The organism is Nitratireductor rhodophyticola, assembly GCF_019891355.1.
Lineage (GTDB): Bacteria > Pseudomonadota > Alphaproteobacteria > Rhizobiales > Rhizobiaceae > Nitratireductor > Nitratireductor rhodophyticola.
Genome location: NZ_JAHSSF010000002.1, coordinates 1115371 through 1135733, shown reverse-complemented (window position 1 = coordinate 1135733; position 20363 = coordinate 1115371). Strand labels below are relative to the sequence as shown.

General features: G+C 63.0%; 26 protein-coding genes. 20 read left to right on the top strand and 6 right to left on the bottom strand.

Annotation, left to right across the window (positions count from 1 at the left end; all coding sequences use genetic code 11):
• Positions 1–5: 5 nt before the first annotated feature.
• The 3 genes from KUG85_RS11040 (at position 6) to KUG85_RS11030 (ending at position 2296) form a co-directional block, all read left to right on the top strand.
• Positions 6–1193: a DUF932 domain-containing protein gene (locus tag KUG85_RS11040; RefSeq protein WP_223005277.1), complete on the top strand. Its 1188-nt coding sequence runs from the start codon at positions 6–8 to the stop codon at positions 1191–1193.
• A gap of 313 nt (positions 1194–1506) precedes the next feature.
• Positions 1507–1722: a transcriptional regulator domain-containing protein gene (locus KUG85_RS11035; protein WP_223005204.1), complete on the top strand. Its 216-nt coding sequence runs from the start codon at positions 1507–1509 to the stop codon at positions 1720–1722.
• Entirely contained in the window at positions 1649–2296 is a 648-nt protein-coding gene (locus KUG85_RS11030; protein WP_223005203.1) for a DUF2285 domain-containing protein, read from the top strand. Before KUG85_RS11035 ends, KUG85_RS11030 begins: the two co-directional genes overlap by 74 nt.
• Before the next feature lie 77 nt (positions 2297–2373).
• Here the strand turns inward: KUG85_RS11030 and KUG85_RS11025 are convergent, their stop codons facing one another.
• The 3 genes from KUG85_RS11025 to KUG85_RS11015 form a co-directional block, all read right to left on the bottom strand.
• Positions 2374–2940 carry a hypothetical protein gene (locus KUG85_RS11025; protein ID WP_223005202.1) on the bottom strand — a complete coding sequence of 189 codons (567 nt, stop codon included), beginning with the start codon at positions 2938–2940 and terminating at the stop codon, positions 2374–2376.
• The gene (locus KUG85_RS11020) at positions 2937–3266 is read right to left on the bottom strand and encodes a hypothetical protein (protein WP_223005201.1); all 330 of its coding nucleotides are present in this window, start codon (positions 3264–3266) and stop codon (positions 2937–2939) included. Before KUG85_RS11020 ends, KUG85_RS11025 begins: the two co-directional genes overlap by 4 nt.
• Positions 3267–3410: 144 nt before the next feature.
• Positions 3411–3698 carry a DNA -binding domain-containing protein gene (locus tag KUG85_RS11015; protein WP_223005200.1) on the bottom strand — a complete coding sequence of 96 codons (288 nt, stop codon included), beginning with the start codon at positions 3696–3698 and terminating at the stop codon, positions 3411–3413.
• A 469-nt stretch (positions 3699–4167) separates the two neighbouring features.
• Here KUG85_RS11015 and KUG85_RS11010 point away from each other — a divergent pair, with 469 nt between their 5' ends.
• The 9 genes from KUG85_RS11010 to KUG85_RS21215 all read left to right on the top strand — a co-directional run bounded on the left by KUG85_RS11010 (position 4168) and on the right by KUG85_RS21215 (position 11133).
• Complete coding sequence (locus KUG85_RS11010) at positions 4168–4440, top strand: helix-turn-helix transcriptional regulator (protein WP_223005199.1); 273 nt, start codon at positions 4168–4170, stop codon at positions 4438–4440.
• A complete protein-coding gene (locus KUG85_RS11005; protein ID WP_223005198.1) occupies positions 4441–5481 on the top strand; it encodes a replication initiator protein A in 1041 nt (346 codons plus the stop codon).
• Complete coding sequence (gene parA, locus KUG85_RS11000; RefSeq protein WP_223005197.1) at positions 5478–6131, top strand: ParA family partition ATPase; 654 nt, start codon at positions 5478–5480, stop codon at positions 6129–6131. Before KUG85_RS11005 ends, parA begins: the two co-directional genes overlap by 4 nt.
• Complete coding sequence (locus KUG85_RS10995; RefSeq protein WP_223005196.1) at positions 6128–6382, top strand: hypothetical protein; 255 nt, start codon at positions 6128–6130, stop codon at positions 6380–6382. Before parA ends, KUG85_RS10995 begins: the two co-directional genes overlap by 4 nt.
• Entirely contained in the window at positions 6379–6897 is a 519-nt protein-coding gene (locus KUG85_RS10990; RefSeq protein WP_223005195.1) for a DUF2840 domain-containing protein, read from the top strand. The genes KUG85_RS10995 and KUG85_RS10990 overlap by 4 nt, the downstream gene beginning before the upstream one ends.
• A complete protein-coding gene (locus KUG85_RS10985; RefSeq protein ID WP_223005276.1) occupies positions 6894–7439 on the top strand; it encodes a S26 family signal peptidase in 546 nt (181 codons plus the stop codon). Before KUG85_RS10990 ends, KUG85_RS10985 begins: the two co-directional genes overlap by 4 nt.
• 68 nt (positions 7440–7507) lie before the next feature.
• Complete coding sequence (locus KUG85_RS10980; RefSeq protein WP_223005194.1) at positions 7508–7852, top strand: DUF736 domain-containing protein; 345 nt, start codon at positions 7508–7510, stop codon at positions 7850–7852.
• A gap of 4 nt (positions 7853–7856) precedes the next feature.
• On the top strand, positions 7857–8765 hold the full coding sequence (locus KUG85_RS10975) for a lytic transglycosylase domain-containing protein (protein WP_223005193.1): 909 nt from the start codon (positions 7857–7859) through the stop codon (positions 8763–8765).
• 313 nt (positions 8766–9078) lie between these two features.
• On the top strand, positions 9079–11133 hold the full coding sequence (locus KUG85_RS21215; RefSeq protein WP_322098564.1) for a relaxase/mobilization nuclease domain-containing protein: 2055 nt from the start codon (positions 9079–9081) through the stop codon (positions 11131–11133).
• 123 nt (positions 11134–11256) lie between these two features.
• On the opposite strand, the gene KUG85_RS10965 is transcribed toward KUG85_RS21215, so the two are convergent.
• Positions 11257–12153 (bottom strand): AraC family transcriptional regulator, encoded by an 897-nt coding sequence (locus tag KUG85_RS10965; RefSeq protein WP_223005192.1) that lies wholly within the window; start codon positions 12151–12153, stop codon positions 11257–11259.
• 278 nt (positions 12154–12431) lie between these two features.
• Between KUG85_RS10965 and KUG85_RS10960 the strand changes: the two genes are divergently transcribed.
• The 4 genes from KUG85_RS10960 to KUG85_RS10945 all read left to right on the top strand — a co-directional run bounded on the left by KUG85_RS10960 (position 12432) and on the right by KUG85_RS10945 (position 15550).
• Complete coding sequence (locus KUG85_RS10960; protein WP_223005191.1) at positions 12432–12911, top strand: nuclear transport factor 2 family protein; 480 nt, start codon at positions 12432–12434, stop codon at positions 12909–12911.
• A complete protein-coding gene (locus KUG85_RS10955) occupies positions 12908–13639 on the top strand; it encodes an SDR family NAD(P)-dependent oxidoreductase (RefSeq protein ID WP_223005190.1) in 732 nt (243 codons plus the stop codon). Before KUG85_RS10960 ends, KUG85_RS10955 begins: the two co-directional genes overlap by 4 nt.
• Positions 13640–13654: 15 nt before the next feature.
• Positions 13655–14674 (top strand): zinc-dependent alcohol dehydrogenase family protein, encoded by a 1020-nt coding sequence (locus KUG85_RS10950; protein ID WP_223005189.1) that lies wholly within the window; start codon positions 13655–13657, stop codon positions 14672–14674.
• Positions 14675–14818: 144 nt separating this feature from the next.
• Positions 14819–15550: a helix-turn-helix transcriptional regulator gene (locus tag KUG85_RS10945; RefSeq protein WP_223005188.1), complete on the top strand. Its 732-nt coding sequence runs from the start codon at positions 14819–14821 to the stop codon at positions 15548–15550.
• Between the two features lie 18 nt (positions 15551–15568).
• Here KUG85_RS10945 and KUG85_RS10940 read toward each other — a convergent pair whose 3' ends face one another.
• Positions 15569–16366, bottom strand: coding sequence for an SDR family oxidoreductase (locus KUG85_RS10940; RefSeq protein ID WP_223005187.1), 798 nt, complete (start codon positions 16364–16366; stop codon positions 15569–15571).
• Between the two features lie 28 nt (positions 16367–16394).
• Positions 16395–16775: a nuclear transport factor 2 family protein gene (locus KUG85_RS10935; RefSeq protein ID WP_223005186.1), complete on the bottom strand. Its 381-nt coding sequence runs from the start codon at positions 16773–16775 to the stop codon at positions 16395–16397.
• Positions 16776–17038: 263 nt separating this feature from the next.
• Here KUG85_RS10935 and KUG85_RS10930 point away from each other — a divergent pair, with 263 nt between their 5' ends.
• From KUG85_RS10930 to KUG85_RS10915, 4 genes are all read left to right on the top strand, one after another.
• The gene (locus KUG85_RS10930) at positions 17039–17782 is read left to right on the top strand and encodes an SDR family NAD(P)-dependent oxidoreductase (RefSeq protein WP_223005185.1); all 744 of its coding nucleotides are present in this window, start codon (positions 17039–17041) and stop codon (positions 17780–17782) included.
• Between the two features lie 25 nt (positions 17783–17807).
• The gene (locus KUG85_RS10925) at positions 17808–18215 is read left to right on the top strand and encodes a VOC family protein (RefSeq protein ID WP_223005184.1); all 408 of its coding nucleotides are present in this window, start codon (positions 17808–17810) and stop codon (positions 18213–18215) included.
• Positions 18216–18217: 2 nt separating this feature from the next.
• Positions 18218–19201, top strand: coding sequence for a saccharopine dehydrogenase family protein (locus KUG85_RS10920; RefSeq protein WP_223005183.1), 984 nt, complete (start codon positions 18218–18220; stop codon positions 19199–19201).
• A 135-nt stretch (positions 19202–19336) separates the two neighbouring features.
• On the top strand, positions 19337–20335 hold the full coding sequence (locus tag KUG85_RS10915) for a LysR family transcriptional regulator (protein WP_223005182.1): 999 nt from the start codon (positions 19337–19339) through the stop codon (positions 20333–20335).
• Positions 20336–20363 lie beyond the last annotated feature (28 nt).

The following is a 20363-nucleotide window of genomic DNA, read 5'->3' as shown; positions in this document are numbered from 1 at the left end:
ACACCATGACCCTGAACCATCAGCAGCCGCCCATTTCCAAGGGCTTCCGCGTGGACATTTCGCGCGGCCAGAACATAAGCCGGATCTCATCAGAATGGTTTTCGCGCCCGGATGATGAGCGGTATCTGTCGCTGACCGAGCTTTATGACGCCGTGAAGTCCCGAGCGGATCGAGCCAAGGCCCGCACCGTGGAGATCCGCGCCGTGCGCGTGGAAGCCAGCCGCGACGATGCGGAACGGCTTTCGCTGATCGTGCCCGGACAGGAGCAGCCTGTCGCCCCGACGCATTGGAGTTTCGGTCAGCTTTGCAACCTTGTCGGCGCACCCGCTCGCTACCTGCGCGATCTTCCCGCACCGCTGGCGGGCATCAACCTGCAACATGGCCTTGTCAGCCATCGCGGTGAATTGGTGAAAACGCTGGAAACCGAGGACGGGCGCGTTGAGCTTCGCGCCGTGACCGGCCCGGACTATGGCCGTATCTGGGACCATGAGCTTGTCGCCGCCGTCATGAACATCGCGGGCGATGGCGTCGGCGATACCATGTGGAAGGTGCCCGGCGTGCTGGATTGGGCGACGATGACGCACAATCCCATTGTGGACGTGACCAAGGATACGACCACGCTTTACGCCAGCGACCGCGACGTTTTCCTGTTTCTGGTGGACGATACGCACCCCATCGAGGCCGGACGCCTGCCGAACGGCGACCCCGACCTTTATTTCCGGGGCTTCTATTGCTGGAACAGCGAAGTCGGATCGAAGACCCTCGGCATCGCCTCTTTCTATCTTCGGGCGGTTTGCATGAACCGCAACCTTTGGGGCGTGGAAGGGTTCGAGGAAATCAGTATCCGCCACAGCAAGTTTGCCGCGCAGCGCTTCGCCCACGAAGCGGCCCCGGCGCTGACCAGCTTCGCCCATTCCTCACCCGCGCCCTTCGTCGCCGGGATCAGGGCGGCGCGGGAGCGGATCGTCGCCCGCACCGACGAGGACCGCGAAACCTTCCTGCGCAAGCGCGGGATCAGCAAGGCCGAGACCGGCAAGATCATCGAAACCGTCTTGCAGGAGGAAGGCCGCCCGCCCGAAAGCATCTTCGATTTCGTGCAAGGCATGACAGCCCATGCCCGCAGCAAAGCCCATCAAGACAGCCGCCTTGAACTGGAGGCGAAGGCCAAGGCCTTGCTGGAGAAGGCCGCATAGCCAGCAGAGCCGCGCAGCCGGAAACCCGGTTGCGCGGCTTCCCGGTTTTCAGGCTTTCAGGGCTCCCAAATTTTCCGCCGATCCGGCGTCGCGGATCGGCGTTGCGGCCATGCCAGAAAACATGGCCGCGCTCGCCGGGCTGCGCCCGGCTCGCAAAATCATGCAAGCACTGTTAATAAGAAAATAACTATAAGTGTTCTGGATATACGAACAACGTTTCAGATCATACAGACTATTTCCCGCATAGGTAGAGACCGAAACTCTTTATTCCGGGTGCCTGCCCAAGCACCTGCGAGTAAAGAGAGGGTGCGCCATGCTGAAGATCAATTGGCGGGCGCCGGCGGCCTACAGGCACACGCAAAAGATTCCTGCCGCCGGATTCGCCTGGGAATATCTCCGTCGTAACGACGATTACCGAGAGGATTTTCAGCTTCTCGTCCGCGCGAAACGCCCGGATGCGACCGAGCTGGAAGCCTTCGCCCGACGCTGGGGTTTGCGATTTCCCGCACGATCCCGACGCCGCGCCTGATCTCGATCCGCTGTTCTGGTCACCGCGGGTCCAGCCGCAAGCCATCAAACTGGTACCGGCCAGTCCAGATGAGACGACAAGCGAGCCGACCGTCGTTCTCGCCCATCTCGGCGGCCTCGATTTGCGCCCGGCCGCCGATGGCTGGCATGGCATCTGGCAGGCAGATGGGTTCGAACACCAATTCTGGCTGTCCGAATCCGTGCCGGATGCGGCGGCGTTCTACGCAGTCAAACTGCCTCTGGACGACTTCATGGAGCTTCGCGCACATGCCGCACGGCGTTTCTGGCGATCCCTCAAAGGCCGAAAGCCTGGCCCCGACTTCCGCAACATGCCCGCCCAACTCCGGCAATGGCATATCCTGTCTCTGCGCGCGCTTGATGCCCGGCTACGCGGCGAGAGCTATCGCACTATCGCCGAAGTCCTGCTTGGCTTTCGGGGCAACAAGGAGGATTTCGAGAGCGACCCGAGCAAGAACAAGGCGCGTCGCCTCGTCGCCCACGGCATCAGGATGATGCGCGGCGGCTACCGGCTTCTGCTGCACTATCCGATCAAGACCGGCAGCGATGGTCTCTGACAGGCGTAGACTCAAAACGACGGTACTGCGACCACCACTTGGCCTACAACTCGTGGACCAAACGCCGAGTCGACCCCCTAGCCGCCATTCGCTCCTGACCGCCCCCTCGTTGCTTCCCGCTTGACCTCACGGAAATAGCGGATAAGCGCTCCGTCGATTTTGGGCTTGTTAATGGCATTGAATAGCCGGTTGATTTCGGCGACGCCAGAGTCCTCAGCCGCCATCCGCAGCGCGTCTTTCCGCATCTGACGATAGTGCTCAAGCAACTCCTGCCTGTCCTCTTCGCTCGCATCGTGAATATCCTCGACGCCCATGAAAAGAGCCATGCAGTGAACCGTGAGGTCTTCGTTCAGATAAAGTCGGTTCTTCTCAGTGAATTCGGCCATTCCGTGAACGACGGTGCCAATTACGTCGTGACGTTGTTCCTCCGTAAAATCGTCTCTTTCGATAACCTCGTTCGCGACTTTGCTGCCTTGATGAATTTGCTCTATCAGTCCTTCATAAGCCGCTAGGCGCTTCTCGAAAATCTTCGGCGCATAGATTTCCCGCCGGTTACGACGACGCATGAATTCGTTGAGCAGCACGCCGACGACCACGCCGACAATGCCGATGACAGGCGCAAAAATTGGGAAGTATTCGTTCATCCGGCGTTCGAATCGGTGGGAAGTGGGTTCCGAGAAATGAGAGACCACATTTCCTTCTCGGTCTTCATAGACCCTCGGGCGTCGATTTCGATCAACAAGGCGCGTGTGGTATCAAGGTCCGCGCCGATGATGTGCGCCAAGGTTTCGACGGACATCCATCCGGTTTTCTCGGCCTCCGCCAGAGTTTTCTTCAGCAAGTCCTTTCGAGCTTTATCTATTCGGGATTGCTTTCGACCGTTGAGATGATGAGTCAGCCATGTGCTTCCCAGTGTCCCCAAGATACCTATGGCCGCACCAGCCACTACCGCCCATTCACCGCCAGCCATACCTAGCCCCTTAGAAACTCAATCAAGAGAACCTTACCATAGTTGGGGCGTTCTTAGTCACTGTTCGCGGGTGACTTGTTGCAATGCACCGCCAACCCAAAAGCCCGGAAGGTTCGCATTCGGGGCCTTGATCGTACACTGGCATCACGCCCTGTTGGCCGCAGCCTGTTCCAGTATCCGCTTGTGACCCTCACGCGAAAGCCATTGCGCCCGTTCGAGATGGCGTTGCCAGCATCGACGTGTCCTGAACTCGTCGCCGACCGGATCGCGGTGCAACACGATCTCGGCCACTTCCTTCCAGTCCGCGCCTTCCGCCTTCGCATCGAGCAGCCGCAGATAAGTCACGAAATGCTGTTCGTCGTAGGGCGTTATGTCGTTTCCCGTTGGCGCTTCATCGTCCACATCGGGATCGAGTTCGACGGGCGTTCGCATCGTCGTTCCCCTCCTACCCGGAAGAGCCGTGGCTTGCGGTGCGCCCCCGCAATTGGCCCCTCTGACCTGGTGATCGGGGAGTTAGTAACCGTGACTAGACGGCCCTATGACCTTTAGGCGAGAAGCCCTGGACATATGCCATAGGCTCCCCGACCATAAGGTTCGAGGATCGTGGTGCTGTCACGGTCGGCACCAACCGCTAGTCAGGGGTTACTAAGCCCCAGAGCAGCGCGTCTGCTCCGTGTTCAGTCTTAACCGACCCGCACGGAATTGTCTTCGCCGAATTGGCGCGACACCGCTGACACGCTGAATCTCTCCGTCTTTTCAGCCTGATCCCGTCCCGAAGGGGGTGCCGCCAGCGCGAGAGCGCAAATGCGGCACGCTACAGGGCGCCGGTCCCTCGCCATGGTTCGCCATAGCGCGCCGCCGTCTTCGGCAGCGCCATCCATTGACGAACCGGAGGTATTCCATGGCAAACCGCCGCAATGCGGACCTGCCGCCGCGCCTTCTGCGCACACAGGAAGCGGCACGCTTCCTCGGCATTTCGATCCGCACCCTCGAAAAACACCGCACCTACGGAACCGGCCCGCTCTATCGAAAGATCGGCGGTCGCGTCCTCTACACACTGCGCGATCTGGAAGCCTGGAGCGCCGTCGGCGCGCGCAAATCCACCAGCGACACAAGTGCCGGCACCGTCTTCGCCGCGCGCCCACTCACCCCCGAAGAGCGGGGTGAGTGCTGAATGCTGTGCGACGACGATGACTGCCCCGCGCAGCCGACCGACACCAGCGAGCGCAGCCGCCTCGACCCCTTCGTGGTCGCGACCGGCGACGCCGCGCCGCGCGATCAACGCGACCTGATGGAACGGCCGTTCTTCTCACTGGCGAAACGCCCGCGCACCACGCCAATTCTCTACCAAGCCGCCGATGTGGAGGTGCAGGTGTTCGCCATGCCCGAGCACGGCATGGCGACGATCTGGGATGCCGATGTGCTGATCTGGGCCGCCAGCCAGATCGTCGCGGCGGAGAATGACGGCTTCGCCACATCGCGCTTCTTCCGCTTCATGCCCTACCAGCTCCTGCGCGCCATCGGGCGGGCGACGGGCAACCGCGACTATCTGTTGCTCAAGGCCGCGCTCACACGCCTGCAATCCACCGTCATCGCCACCACGATCCGCAACGGGAAGCATTGGCGGCGGCGGCAATTCTCGTGGATCAACGAATGGGAGGAAATGACGACGCGCGCCGGCCGCGTCGAGGGCATGGAGTTCGTCCTGCCGGAATGGTTCTACAACAGCGTCATCGACCGCTCGCTGGTGCTGACCATCGACCCAGCCTATTTCCGGCTGACCGGCGGCATCGAGCGATGGCTGTATCGCGTCGCCCGCAAGCACGCCGGACGCCAGCCCGAGGGCTGGGCGTTCGAGGTTTCTCACCTTCACCGGAAATCCGGCAGCGCGGCGCGGCCGTCCGACTTCGCGCTCGACCTGCGCCGACTCGCGGCCCGCCAATCGCTGCCCGGCTACAGCCTCCAAATCGAATGGGAGGACGGGCGCGAATTGCTGCGTTTTCTACCCGAAAACTTATCCACAGTGCCTGTGGAAACCCCTGTGAATCCTATCGGGACATTAGGCGCACGCAGTATCGGGACATTAGGCGCAAATCGCGCGCCTGACTCTATAGAAGAATCTAACAATAAAACTAACTCTTCTTCTTTGACGCGCGCGCACGCGATCCATGGTGCCGGTGCCAGGTCTCCCGGATCGGGGCGAGGTGCGTCGTGATCGTCGCGCTTTTGAACCAGAAGGGCGGCGTCGGCAAAACCACCCTGGCGCTGCATCTCGCGGGAACCTGGCCGGCGCAAGGACGGCGTGTGGTCCTGATCGACGCCGACCCGCAAGGCTCCGCGCTCGACTGGTCGCAGCGGCGCAGCCATGAAGGGTTGCCGAGGCTGTTCAGCACCATCGGCCTGGCCCGCGACACGCTGCACCGTGAAGCCCCGGAGCTGGCCCGCGATGCCGACATGATCGTCATCGATGGGCCGCCGCGTGTCGCCAGCCTCATGCGCTCGGCGCTGCTCGCCGCCGACCTGGTGCTGATCCCGGTGCAGCCATCCCCCTTTGACGGTTGGGCTTCGGACGAGATGCTGGCGCTTCTGAATGAAGCGCGCATCTACCGGCCCGAGTTGGCGGCCCGCTTCGTTCTCAACCGTTGCGGCGCACGCACCGTCATCGCCCGCGAGACCGCCGAGACGCTGGCCAACCATGATCCGCCCTTGCTTGCCGCCACCATCGGCCAGCGCGTCGTCTTCGCCGAGGCCGCGCAGTCCGGCCGGTTGGCATCCGAGATCGACGGCGACAGCCCCGCCGCACGCGAGATCACGGCGCTGGCCGTCGAGATCGACCGGCTGCGTATCGGGAGGGCCGCGCCATGACCGGACGCACCCGCAAGCGCGGTTTCGCATCCCGGCCAGGCAATCCCGAAAGCTGGATCAGGGCGGCCGAAACGCCACCGAAAGGCAAACCCATCAGCGAAGCGTTCACCGCCCGCCTGACCATCGACATCACGCCCGCGCTGCGCGGCCGCATCAAGGTCGCGGCCTTCCGGCGAGGGATCACCGTCACCGACATGCTGCGCGACCTGCTGGCGCGCGAATTTCCACCCTCCGAGGGAGATCAACCATGACCGGCAATGCGGCGCACCGCTTGCATGGCCGTCCGCTACCGGACGGACCCGCGCCTTTCACCACATTGGTCGAACTGACCTTCCAGAAACGCAAGATCGAGCACTGGATACGCTTCGGCCGCAAGAGCTACGAACAGATCCTCGACCGCCGCCGCAGCATCGTCGGCTTCGCGCCGGACAGCATCTTCGCCTTCGTCCGATGGGCGGCCGGCGAGCATGGCACGATCATTTCCCGTATCGACATCGTGCGTGCCATCGGCCGCGGCGAGCCGTTCCAGACGCTGCCTTTCGTCCGTCCCGGCGGCGACGTCCTGTTGCGTCTTGATAGCTGGGCGAAGGTGCAGCGCGCTTTGCAGGCTATCGACGCCGTGGAAGCGCTCGGCCTCGATCCGGCCGACATATCCCCGGAGCACTGGCGGCACGTCCACAACCGTCTGACCGCCGGCCTGGAGCCTCACGCCTATACGCCTGAGCGGCACGCCGCCTGGCTCGGTCGCCAGAAGATCGACCCATAATGCGCTGCCGCATCCTCACGGTAACGGCGCTCGCCGTCACGGGCATTACAGCCGCCAGCGTTGCCGATCTTCCGACAAATCTGATCTGGAACGCTACCGCCAGCGCGCCGGTCGGCTTCTACACCGTCGAACCGGCCGATGCGCTCGACGTGCCGGAGCTGGTCGCCCTCATGCCGCCCGAACCGCTGGAGCGATTCATGGTCGAACGCGGCTATGTCGGGCGCGGCGTGCCGCTCCTGAAGCGCGTCCTCGGCCTGCCGGGACAACGGGTTTGTCGCCTGCGATCCACCATCACGGTGGATGGGATCGAGATGGGCGACGCGCTGGAGCGCGACCGGATCGGCCGCGATCTGCCCATCTGGCAAGGCTGCCGCGTCATCGGCGACGGCGAAATCTTCCTCATGAATTGGGACGTCCCCGACAGTCTCGACGGCCGGTATTTCGGACCCATCCCCGCAAGTTCCGTCATCGGCCGGGCGGTCCCGCTCTGGACCGATGAGGACGGCGACGGCCGCTACGAATGGTGTGCGCCGACGCAATGACCGCTTCCCCATCGGTGGGACCGGTGCCCGCCGATGGTTTTTCCAACCTCACCGCCAAGGAGACTGTCATGCCCCAGATTGGTGAATTCACGCGCGACGAGGCCGGCTTCATCGGAAACCTCGGGACGCTCTTACTGCATCAGGACATCATCATCGTGGCAAACCCGCCCGATGCGGAGAACGCACCAGATTATCGCGTTCACCTCTTCGACGGCATGAACAACGAGGCAGGCCCGGAGGTCGGCGCAGCCTGGAAACGCACCGGCGAGAAGGCCGGCGAATATCTTTCCGTCCTGCTGGACGATCCCACATTCCCGCATCCGATCCGCGCCAACCTGTTCCGCGACGACGATGCGGGCGCGTCGTGGTCGCTGCACTGGAGCCGCCCGAAGCCGCGCGACGAGCGGGACTAAGGCCATGCGATCCTGCGTCATCCTTGCGCTCAAAACCCTCATCCCGTTGTTCGCGGAAAAGCCGCCTCATCCCGTCGTCCCGCTCAGGCGCGAGACGGTCGGGGCGCGCAGCGAAGGTCAGGGGCGGCCATCGGCCGGCGCTTGCGCCTTGCCCTTGACCGCAGCGAGCACGCTGGCAGGCTGGCGGCGTGGCGGAGACAGGGCGGTATGGCGCTATGTCGTTCTGATACTGACCGGCGTGCTGTCGTTCGGCGGCGGATCGGCGGTCGCGGTCGCGCAATCGACGCCGGCCGTTCAATCCGCCGCCCATCCTCGTGCCACTCACATTGCCGAGGCGTCGCAGCGCTTCGGCATCCCCGAGCATTGGATTCGCGCCGTGCTGCGCACTGAGAGCGCGGGCGACGTGCACGCGATGTCATCGGCCGGCGCGATGGGGTTGATGCAGGTCATGCCCGACACCTGGGCGGGCCTGCGTAGCCGTCATCGGCTCGGTCGCGATCCCTTTGAGCCGCGCGACAACATCCTCGCAGGCACGGCCTATCTGCGCGAGATGTTCGACCGCTATGGCAATGTCGCGGCGATGCTGGCGGCCTACAATGCCGGGCCCGGTCGCTACGACGAATACCTTGCGACTGGCCGCGCCTTGCCCGCCGAGACTCGCGCTTATGTCGCCGCGCTCGCGCCGATCCTTGGCGGCGAGAGTTCTCCCGATGCAGCGCGGCCATCGCCCGACTGGCGCGAAGCTCCGCTCTTTGTCAAGCGACCAACCGACACGCAGACTGTCGCCGCGCCGCCATCCGGGGTGCAATCCGGCGACGGAGACGCAGCTGTTCCGGTGCGCGGTCCTGTCGGTGCGGAGCCGGAAATCGGGGGCATTTTCGTGGCCCGCGCCGAGGACGGGGGAACGCCATGAGGACGGCGATCCAGCGCACGGCGCGATCCGTTCCGGTGTCCAGTCGGGCAGGTTTGCGCCTGGCTGGAGTCCCGGCGGGAAGGACGGAAAGTGCGGTAAGAAGGGAGGGCAAGATTGAAGGAACCGGCACCACAAGGGGCCAGTTCTGGAAATTCTTGTTGTCTGCACACTGGCTGGCGGGCCGAATTCGGCACCATGGCCTTGAGCGGCTGAGTGCCGCGATTTCGCGCAACGCCTTGGTCTTTCGGGGTTTCGACCGGCACCATGGCCGCCGATTGCCCGATTTTCCGCGATTTGGGCCGGAGGCGCATCCATGACCGCCGATGACGAAAACCGCTTCCGGCCGAAGCCCGGCCGCATCCGCTCGGACACGCCGCGCGCGGGCAAGACCAAGAGCTTTCTCACGCAAGCCAAGAAGATCGCCCGGCAGCAGCGCCGCACCTCGCCCCGCGTCGGTTTCGGGACGGCGGCGTTCACGCCCGCACCCCCCGCCGGTTCGCATGTGGTCCTGTCGAGCGGCAAGGGCGTGAAGCGCGGGCGTGGCGCGGTCTTCGTGCGCACCCGCAATCTCGGTGGCGGCTGGCATCACCGGCAGCCGGGCGCGCGCCGCGTCATGGTCCAGCAGCGCTACATCCTTCACCCCGGAAAGGGCCGGAAGGCGCAATCCCACCTACGCTATATCCAGCGTGACGGAACCTCGCGCGAAGGCGAGCGCGGCCAAATCTACTCGGGCACCGAGGACCGCGCCGATGGCGACGCTTTCCTTGATCGCGGTCAGGACGACCGCCACCAGTTCCGCTTCATCGTCTCGCCCGAGGACGGCGCCGAGTTGTCGGACCTCACGGCCTATACCCGCGACCTCATGGGCCGGACGGAAGCCGATCTTGGTACTCGGCTCGATTGGGTCGCGGTCAATCACTACAACACCGGTCATCCCCATGCGCATGTCATCGTCCGGGGCAAGGACGAGCTGGGGCAGGATCTGGTCATCAATGGCGACTACATCGTTCATGGTATCCGCGAGCGGGCCAGCGAGTTGGCGACGCTGGAACTCGGTTCCGTCAGCGAGATCGAGCAAACCCGAAAGCTCACCGCAGAGATAGACCAGGATCGTTTCACCCGCATCGACCGGGCCATGGCCGGGGAAGCCGATGGGCGGTTCCTCGACCTGCGCCATGAACCCGGAGAGCCGAAGCGGCAGTTTGAGCGCACGCTTCGCCTTCGCCGGCTGTCCAAGCTGGGCCGGATGGGCCTCGCCACCGAGCACGCGCCCGGCGTCTGGGAATTGAACGAGCGGCTGGAGCCGACCCTGCGCGAGCTGGGCGAGCGCGGCGACATCATCCGCAACATGCAAAGATCGCTCGCCGCCGATGGGATCGAACGCGATCCCATGACCTTCCGTATCCATGAGGGCGCACCCGCAATGCCCGTCACCGGCCGCGTCCTCGACAAGTATCTCGCCAACGAGCTGGGCGACAATCTCACCGTCGTCGTGGACGGGATCGACGGGCGGACGCACCACATCACCAATATCGACCCCATGCAGTTGGAGGATGCCCGGATCGGGAGCGTCATCGAGATCGGCCGCGCCGAGGCGACGGCCCGGCCGTCCGACCGCACCATTGCCGCCATCGCCGAGGACGGCATCTATCGGCCGAGCCGCCATCTGGAGCAGGCGAAGTTCGAGGGCCGCGTTCCGGGCGGCGACTATGAAGGCCATGTCGATGCGCATGTGCGCCGGCTGGAGGCGCTACGCCGCGCGGGGATTGCCGAGCGGATCGACGCCGATCAGTGGCGTATCCCCGAGGACTTCGAGAGCCGCGCCGCCGCCTATGACGCCGGCCGCACCCGGCAGGCGAGCGTTCGCGTCCTGTCGGCCTTCGATCTGGAAAAGCAGATCGGCGCGGACGGCGCCACCTGGCTCGACCGGCGAATGATCCACGGCAAGACCGCCGACTTTGCGCCGACCGGCTTCGGGCAACAGGTCCGCGAAGCCATGGACCGGCGACGCGAGCATCACATTGCACAGGGTGACGCCACAGGCAGCCGGGATGGCCGCATCTTCTATCGGCGCAGCCTTCTCGCCACATTGCGCGAGCGGGAGGTTGCCCGCGTCGGCGCGGAGATGGCCGAGGGCAAGGCGCTGCTGTTCCGCACCGCCACGGACGGAGAGACCATCAGCGGCAAGTTCACCGGCACTAGGCAGCTATCGAGCGGTAAGTTCGCCATCGTCGAGAAGAGCCACGAGTTCACCCTTGTCCCATGGCGGCCAGTCATCGACCGGGAACTTGGCCGCGAGGTCGCGGGTATCGTGCAGGGCGGTTCGGTTTCCTGGCAGTTGGGGAGGCAGCGGGGTCTCGGGCTGTAAACTGTCACCTCCGATCCAGTATCTTCGTTCTGGGCGGCACCGGCCAACTATAACGATGCCGCTAAGACGAACGTGATACGGTCTGTCGAGGCTCTGTCGTCTCGCGACATTCAGGTGTCGTAGCTAGACTCGCCCCGCCTCCCGCACATCGCGAAGTAGCCTCGCTGCATCGCGCGAGGGCGGCAGACCGAAGAAACGGGCGTATTCCCGGCTGAACTGCGTGGCGCTCTCATAGCCAACACCGAAGGCTACAGATGTCGCGTTTCCCTCTCCCGCGATGAGAAGTGCGCGTGCCTGAAGCAGGCGGACGCGCTTCTGATATTGAAGCGGGCTGAGGGCAGTGACAGCCTTGAAATGCCGGTGGAATGCCGACACGCTCAGCGCAGCCATCTCTGCAAGGGATTCCACTCTGAGCGGCTTGGCGAAATTGTGCCTGATCCATTGGATGGCGAGGCTGATACGCGCCAGCGCGGTGTCGGGTGTCGCGATGTCGCGCAACATCCAACCATGAGGGCCTTGCAGAACGCGGTAGAGGATTTCCCGCTCATAGGCGGGAGCGAGCACCGGAATATCGGCGGGCTGCTCTATCAAGCGCAGCATGCGGACCCAGGCGTCAAGGAGTTCTGGCGTAACCGAGGCGACGGAGAAGCCGCTGTCGTAAATACATCCTCCGACAGGTTTGGGCACCTCTGCCAGAAGCGTGGCGACAAGAGTCGGATCGAGTGTCAGGTTGACCGCTAGATAGGGCTCTCCTGATTTGGCCGGATGAACGGCACCGACCGCCGGAAGATCAATGGACATGACGAAATAGGTAGCGGGATCATACCGCAGTGTATGATCGCCAACCGTCATCGTCTTGCTGCCTCGCAGGATCAGGTTGACCATCGGATCATAGACAGCAGCAAGCTCGTGCTCGGGAATCGGTCCCTGCACCATGGCCACACGTGAAATGCCGGTTTCCGTCCGCCAGTTGTTGGCCCGCGACGCGAGCTTCCGGAGTTCGTTGAGTTGCTCTTCCATGAGCGGTCATTTGATACGATCGCTCGCCTTCGCGCAAGGAAGAAGGCAGAAATAGGCAATAATTGAGCAGGATCGGGCGAGTCATCCGCTTGGCCGGGGAATAGGTTCGTGCCAACCCGCAAACGGAGAAGCACATATCCCCATCATCGCCAGCGGAATCGCCCACACGCGGATCGTCAATCTCTGACATCCGCCTTTCCCCTCCGTCCGAACGGCTGCGACCTCGCGATCAGCGGTCTGGGCGCGCGCCCAACAACAAGAATAGCAAGGAACCCGTCATGTCCAACACGCTCACCGAGCTTGACCGACTTCTCGCCGAGCGCGCGATCGAGCGTCTGCTTTCGATCTACGTCCACAATCTCGACGATGGAAAATTCGCCGAGAACGCAGAGCTGTTTTCACACGGCACATTCGAGATTCCGGCGGTCGCCGCGGAGGGACGCGAAGCAGTGGCGCGGTTTCTGGAAAGCAACGTCCAGCGGCATGGCGACGGCACGCCGCGGACTTGGCATTCGGTCTCGAATCCCTTGATCGACATCGATCCGTCCGGCGAGCGCGCTACGTGCGTCTGCTATTTCACGGTGCATCAGGAGTTGGAGGGACTGCCGCTCCAGCCGATCGTGACCGGCCGCTACCATGACGCATTCGAGCGTCACGATGGGAAATGGCGCTTTGCTTCGCGCAAAGTCGTGCCGCACCTGACCGGAGATCTGCGCTTCCACGTTGCCTCTCCCGCCGCCGGGGAGGTGGCGGAATGACGCTGCCCAGGCGAACCGCGCTGATAACCGGCGCCAACAAGGGGATTGGCTTCGCTATCGCCACGGGGCTTGCGCGGGAGGGATTCCAGGTCTGGCTCGGATCTCGCGATCCGGCACGGGGAGAAATCGCCGCTGCGGCTCTCGTCTCGAAGGGCCACGATGTCCGCCCGATCGAGATCAACGTAGCCGATGACGCCAGCGTCGCCGCCGCTGCCGCCCGGCTTGGCGAGGACGTCGAAGCGCTGCATGTCCTCGTCAATAACGCTGGCATCATCGGCAGCCAGACGGCGCCCCCCAGCCTGACAAGCATCGACGATATGAAGGCTGTGTACGAGGTCAACGTCTTCGGCCCGGTTCGCGTCACACAGGCTTTCCTGCCGCTGCTGAAACAGGCTGGTAGCGCGCGAGTGGTCATGATGAGCAGCGGATTGGCGTCGCTCGGGCTCGTGACCGACCCGACATCGATCTACTCCAGCGCCAACCTGCTCGACTACAACTCGTCCAAGACGGCGCTCAACGCCGTGACCGTCTCGTTCGCAAAGGAACTGGAGGATTTCGGCATCAAGGTCAACGCGGTTGAGCCGGGCAACGTCGCGACCGCTCTCAACGGTCATACCGGCGCACTTTCGCCCGAGAAAGGCGCCGAGAGCGCGATCCGGCTGGCCCTGATCGACGATGCCGGGCCGACCGGTGGTTTCTTCGCCGCCCACGGTCGTCAGCCGTGGTGACTCCTGCAAAATCCGATGACCGTGGAAGGAATTAAGATGCGACATGTCCTGTTTTCAAAACTGGGTGGCCCAGAGGTTCTAGAGACCTTGCCTTTCGCATTGCCGCAGCTGGCGCCGGACGAGGTGCGGGTGAAGATCAGCGCGATCGGTCTCAATCGGTTCGACGCCTTGTTCCGAAGGGATCATTACGTCGTATCGCCTGAGTTTCCTTCGGCGATGGGCTCGGAAGCAGTCGGCGTCGTGACTGATGTCGGCGCCAACGTCCATGATTACGCTATCGGTGAGAGGGTGACGATCCTGCCGAGGGTCTCGCCGATCGTCGGGACCGGCACCTATGCGACCCATGCCGACGTGCCGACCTCGGCGCTGGTCCGGTCGATCGACCGCACGTCCGACACAGAAGAGGCCGCTTTATGGATGGCGAGCCTGCAAGCCTACAACATGCTGACGAAACACCCGGTAAAGGCAGGCGATATCGTATTGCTGACGGCAGCGACGTCCGCTGTTGGAACCGCCCTCGTTCAGATCGCCCGCGATTTCGGCGCAACCGTCATTGCAACGTCTCGCCGGAGTAACCGGACCGAGCAACTTCTCACGCTGGGAGCGAACCACGTCATCGCGACCGATGAGGAAGATCTTACCGACCGCGTCCGTGTCATCACGGATGGGCGGGGAGCCTCTCTGGCTTGCGATACGGTCGGAGGACGGCTCCTTGAGAAAGTGGTCCTGTCCGTGGCTGAGGGCGGCCACATCCTGAGCTATGGCGCGCAGACATCGCCGGATATCAAGGCCGCACGGGTCGATGTCCAGTTGGTTGCCCTGGATCGGCGGACGCTGACGTTCGTTGACCTGTTCGAGCTGACGGATGTTCCGGATCGGTTTGCCGCAGCCAAAGCCTATTTTCGGGATGCCGTGGCGCGGGGCGCATTGAAGCCGGTCATCGACCGCGTATTTCCCTTCGATGAGATCGTGGAAGCTCACCGCCACCTTGAGGTCGGAAGCCTGTTCGGAAAGGTCGTTGTAACCGTGGGCTGATCTTTGTGTCGACGGTCTCGGTGCGACAGATCATGCCAAGTGATCGGATGAGACTTCGCGATCCGGTAGAGCTTTTTCTAATCATGGACTGACATATATTGGCATGAGGCGATATTAGACTTGGCATGGGAGCAGGAGAATGCTTTGGGCCGATCCACCCGTCTTCTCGCCCTGCTGCAAGCCCTGCGGCGGCGCCACCAACCGGTAACGGCCGCAACCCTCGCCCGTGAAATGGAGGTTTCGGAGCGCACGATTTATCGCGACCTGTCGGAACTTGCGGCGCAAGGTGCGTCCATTAAAGGAGAGGCTGGGGTAGGTTATGTGCTCCGCTCCGGCTTCTTCCTGCCACCACTCATGCTGACCCAGGACGAGACGGAAGCCGTCCTGTTGGGATTGCGTTATGTCAACCAACGCGGCGACGACGTTCTGAACAAAGCCGCCGAGAACGCCCGCGCCAAGATCGGCTCCGTCCTGTCGGAGGACATGCAAGCGGTTGCGATAGCGCCGATGACGATCCCGGGTCCTGACGGGAAACCGTTTCCCGAGAACAAGGTGTCCCTCACCCTCTTGCGATCTGCGATCCGGATGCAGAAGCGGCTCTTGATCGAATATGTCGATCAGGCCGGGCAGCATTCCCGCCGCGTCGTCTGGCCGATACAGATCGGTTTCATGGATACCGCCCGTGTGCTCTCGGCTTGGTGCGAGTTACGCGATGACTTTCGGTTCTTCCGCACCGATCGGATACTCATCGCCGAGTTGCTTGAACGTTACCCGATACGACGGGACGACCTCGTGCGCACTTTTCAGGACCGGATGCAGGAACGAATGTCTGGGGACCCATCCGTCACGGCTGACGGGAAGGATCGCCGAGTATGAAATACGCGCATGCGGATTTTACACGGTCGGAATTGTGCCGCCGTCGAGGACATAGTCGACGCCGACCGCAAAGCTGGCGCGGTCGGAAGCCAGGAACGCCACCAACTCCGCTATTTCTTCCGGCCGTCCGCCTCGACCGATTGGTATGCCGCCAATCATGCCCATGATCTGCTGACGTGCTGCCTCGGCCGTGCCCCCCGTGTCGTGCTGAATTTCCGCTATCAGCTTCTTTGCGCCGGCGGTCTCGATGAAGCCCGGCGACACCATGTTCACCCGGACACCGCTCGGGGCGACGGCACGGGCCAGGCCCTTGCTGTAAGTCCGAAGCGCTCCCTTCGCGGCGGAATAGGCGAGGATGGACGTGGACGGTGGCATGAGATGTGAGATCGAGCCGATATGGATGACCACACCGTTTTTTCGGGAGATCATCCCAGGAATGAAGGCACGGTCCAGGCGAACCGGAGCAAGCAGGTTCACGTCGAGAATATTTTGCCAGAACTCATCCGTCAGCGCCTCAAAGCCACCTGGGGGAGCGTCGCTGGCGCCAAGGTTGTTGATGAGAACATCAATTCCGCCCCAGGCCGCCTGAATACTGCTCACAACGGCATCCACGCCAGCCCGCGAGCCGAGATCTGCCTTGATGGCGAGCATCCCTTCGACCGGCCTCTCCGGCAACGAGCGGGCCGTGATGGCCACCGATGCGCCAGCCTCACGGAAGCGGTGCGCGATGGCGGCACCGATGCCACGCGTCCCGCCGGTTACGAGCAGACGTTTCCCCCGAAATTCATCGGAGGGGAGTATTGATATCTCGGTCATATTCTGATCGACCTCTTTAATTGGGCATTCAAATCTTCTGGGGTTCCCAGATCGTCTTGTTTAGCAAAATAATCAGTTGGGTAATCTTGCCCGATGTGATGCAGAAGTAGTTGGTCAGGATCAGAGGGTCGGGCAAATTCGTCTTGTCGAAGTCACCCTCATATTTCGCATGCAGGACAATCCCGCCCGGGTGCTCCCACGCGCGCCGGGGTTCGATTTTCAAGTTATCGCCAAAGACCTCCTTGTCGGCCCAAGTCCGAATAGCGTCGTGTCCAATGAACTCCCGCTGCCCGTCGTTCAATAGTGCGTCGGGCGCGAACGTGTCCAGAAAGGCTATCGGATCAGGCTGATTATGAGCCGCGATATAGTCAGCGATGACTGGTGGCAATTCGTTCGTGATGTCTCTCATATTCTGGTCTCCGTTCAACGACGAAAACCTACTACCGCATCGCTCTGACAGTTTCTGTCGGGAGTGTTTGCCGATGTTCCTTCCTTGATACTTGGAAATTGCAGGCCCCGGTCAAGTAAGCGCGGCGAGCAGGTCTGCGAGATCGCGTTTGGTGTTGCGCGCATGTGAAAGGCAGAAACAGGCAAGATTCGAGGAGGATCGTGAGAGCGCCGGCCGCTCGCTCGGCCTATCTCCCCTGTAAGCAATCAACAAAGGAGACGGCCATGAAGATCGTCATCATCACTGGCGGCAGCCGAGGCATCGGCGCCGCGACCGCCAAACACTGCGCGGCGCGCGGCATGGGCGTGATCCTGACCTACAACACTAATCCGCAATCCGCAGAAAAGGTGGTCGAGGACATCGCAAGCAACGGTGGCAAGGCGGTCGCGCTGAAGCTCAACGTCGCCGACAGTCATTCTTTCCCGGCATTCCGCGATGCCGTGCAATCGGCTTTGCAACAGAGTTGGAACCGTGCGGACTTCGACTGTCTGGTCAACAATGCCGGTTACGGCCTCTATGCCCCGATCGCCACCGTCACCGAGGAACAGTTCGACGGGCTGTTCGCCGTGCATCTCAAGGGGCCGTTCTTCCTGACCCAGGCCCTGCTGCCGCTGATGGCTGATGGCGGCCATGTGGTGAACATGACCAGCGCCACGACGCGCGTGGCGACGGCGGGCGTCGCACCCTATGCCGCCTTCAAGGGCGGGCTCGAAGTGCTGACCCGCTACATGGCCAAGGAATTCGGCGAGCGGCGTATTCGCGTGAACTCCATCTCTCCCGGTGCGATCCGCACGGAGCTTGGCGGCGGACTGAACGACGAATTTGAAGCGTTGCTCGCCGAACAAACGGCGCTCGGCCGCGTCGGCGAACCTGAGGAGGTCGGCAGCGTCATCGGCAGCCTGCTTTCCGACGAGAACCGCTGGATCAACGCCCAGAACATCGAAGTCTCGGGCGGCTACATCATCTGAATCCGACGAGGCAGGAGAAACGCCCATGCTCGACCATATCTTCCTGACCGTGAGCGACCTCGCCCGGTCGATCGCCTTCTATGAGGCGGTGCTGCCGAAGCTCGGTATCACCGGGCGGCACGACTACGACGGCAAGGACGGTCCTCCCGGCCACCCGGACCTGAAGGGCTTCGGCACCAACGGGCGGTTCTTCTTCTGGCTGCGGCAAGGCGTGCCACACCCTGATGCGGTCCATGTCGGCTTCATCGCGGATTCCGAGGAAGAAGTCCGCGCCGCCTATGACGCGGCCATCGCTTCGGGCGCCACGGACAATGTAGCGGCAGGTGGCGCACCGGGTGCGCGGCTCCACTACGATCCCCGCTACTATGCCGCCAACGTCCTCGACCCGGACGGCTACAGCCTCGAATTCGTTTACAAGAACTGGCAGCACTGACGATGAAAACCCTGATGATCTATGGGGCGGCGGGCTATACCGGCCGAATGGTCGCCGCGCATGCGAAGGCGGCGGGTCTGAATGTCATCCTCGCCGGACGCGAAGCTACGAAGCTCGCAAAACTCGCCTCGGAACTTGGCATCGACCATCGTGTGTTCGCCCTCGATGACGCCGCAACGGTGGATGCGGCGTTTGCGGGTGTTTCCGTCCTTCTCAACTGCGCCGGTCCCTACATCCGCACTGCCGACCCCCTGATGCAGGCGGCCATTCGAACCGGCACCCATTATCTCGACATCGCGGCGGAGCTGGACAGCTATCGCCTTGCCGAAGAGCTGGATGCGGAAGCGAAGGCGGCGGGCGTGATGCTGCTGCCCGGCAGCGGCGGCAGCGTGGCGATGCTGGGATGCCTGGCCGGCCATGTGGCCGAGCGTGTCGCGGAGCCGCGCGGTATCAGCATCGCGCTGCATGTCTCCGGCTCCATGTCGCGGGGTTCGGCGGTCAGCGCCAGTGAGAACCTGACTACGGAAACGCTTGCCCGTGCAAACGGGACCCTTCAGGGTCGAAGCTCGGAAGACATCCGGAGCTTCAACTTCGGGAAAGGTCCGGTCGACTGCTTCCCCGTCACGCTGCCCGATCTGATCACTATCTGGCGGGCGACGCGCATCCCGGATATCGAGACCTTCGTGCATATCTCCGGCGACGCCTTTCCGGAAGGCGATCTCACGACGCTGCCCGACGGCCCGACCGAAGCGCAGCGGGAGGCCAACCGCTATCAGGCGGCAGTTGAAGTAACCGGAGCGGACGGTTCCGTCGCCCGCGCCATCCTCGATACGGTCAACGGCTACATCTTCACGCCGCTCGCCGCGGCCGAGGCTGCGCGCCGGGTGCTCGGTTGCGAGGTCCGTCCCGGCTTCCAGACGCCGGCTGGTCTCTTCGGCAACGGGTTCGCCGAAACCATCGCAGATACGCGCGTCATAGATCTGTAATAGCCTGGAAGGAGACCGGACATGGGCAGCAAACTCCACTGCTTCCCGGCGGAATGCTATCCGCACATATGGCAATGCCAGGGGCCTCACAGCCGCGCGGGCGCGGCAGTTCAATTCATGGGAGGCGCTTGATCGATGCGGCGGCGATCGCGTCAACGTCTGGAAGCCCGGAAGCCACCCGCATTATTGGGTTCCCGCATTCCCCTTGCGGCGTTGATCCAGACACTGGCTGTCGCCGAGTATCTGAACTTCCGTCACGCGGCGAACGCGCTCGGCATCAGCCTGTCGAGCGTTAGCGCGCGTGTGAAGACGCTGGAGGAAGACCTTGGTGTACGCCTGTTCGAGCGCCATGCGCGAGGCGTCCGGCTGACAGAGGCCGGACGTCTCTTCGTTGAGCAGGTGGCGGCCGGCGTCGAGCAACTGGACCATGCCGTGAAGACGGCCGGCATGGCTTCATCGGGAGAGTGCGGCCGCCTTCGCATTGGCGTGCATGGTATCATTCCCGGCAGCTTTCTCGCGGAGTTGATCGAGCGATACAGGGAAAGCCATCCCTGCATTGAAATCGAGATTATGGAAGGCACAGCCCGCAATGCGCTCATGCAGCTTCGCGCTGACCGGCTAGACATCGTTTTCGCGGCAGGCACGCATGATCTACCCGATTGCCATTCCAGACAGATATGGAGCGAACCACTCGTTGCCGTTTTGCCGGATCGGCATCCGCTGGCCGGTCAGTCAACCGTCACATGGCCTGATCTGGCGGGCGAGACCTTCCTCGTGCGCCACAGCAGCACCGGCCCGCAGGTCCACGACCATATCGTTCTGCGCCTCGCCGGACGCTTGCCGCCACCCTCGATCCAGCGCTTCGTTGTGGGGCGGGGCACGCTATTGTCCATGGTCGGGCAGGGTTTCGGCATCACCATCGTCGGGGCGGCCACCGCGTTGCTGCCGACGACCGGCATCGCGTTCCTGCCGTTCGCGGACGAGCCGGAGCCGGTTCCGTTCTCGGCCATCTGGTCGCCGTTCAGCCAAAGCCCGGCCGTCCGCAACATACTGGTCCTCGCGGGTAAGCTGGGGCGCATCTGCGATTCGGCTCAGGGTGGCATCCAGCACGAGCGTCGCGGGCGCCGGCAATGATGTGACCCGTCCTATTTGCCGCCGATAG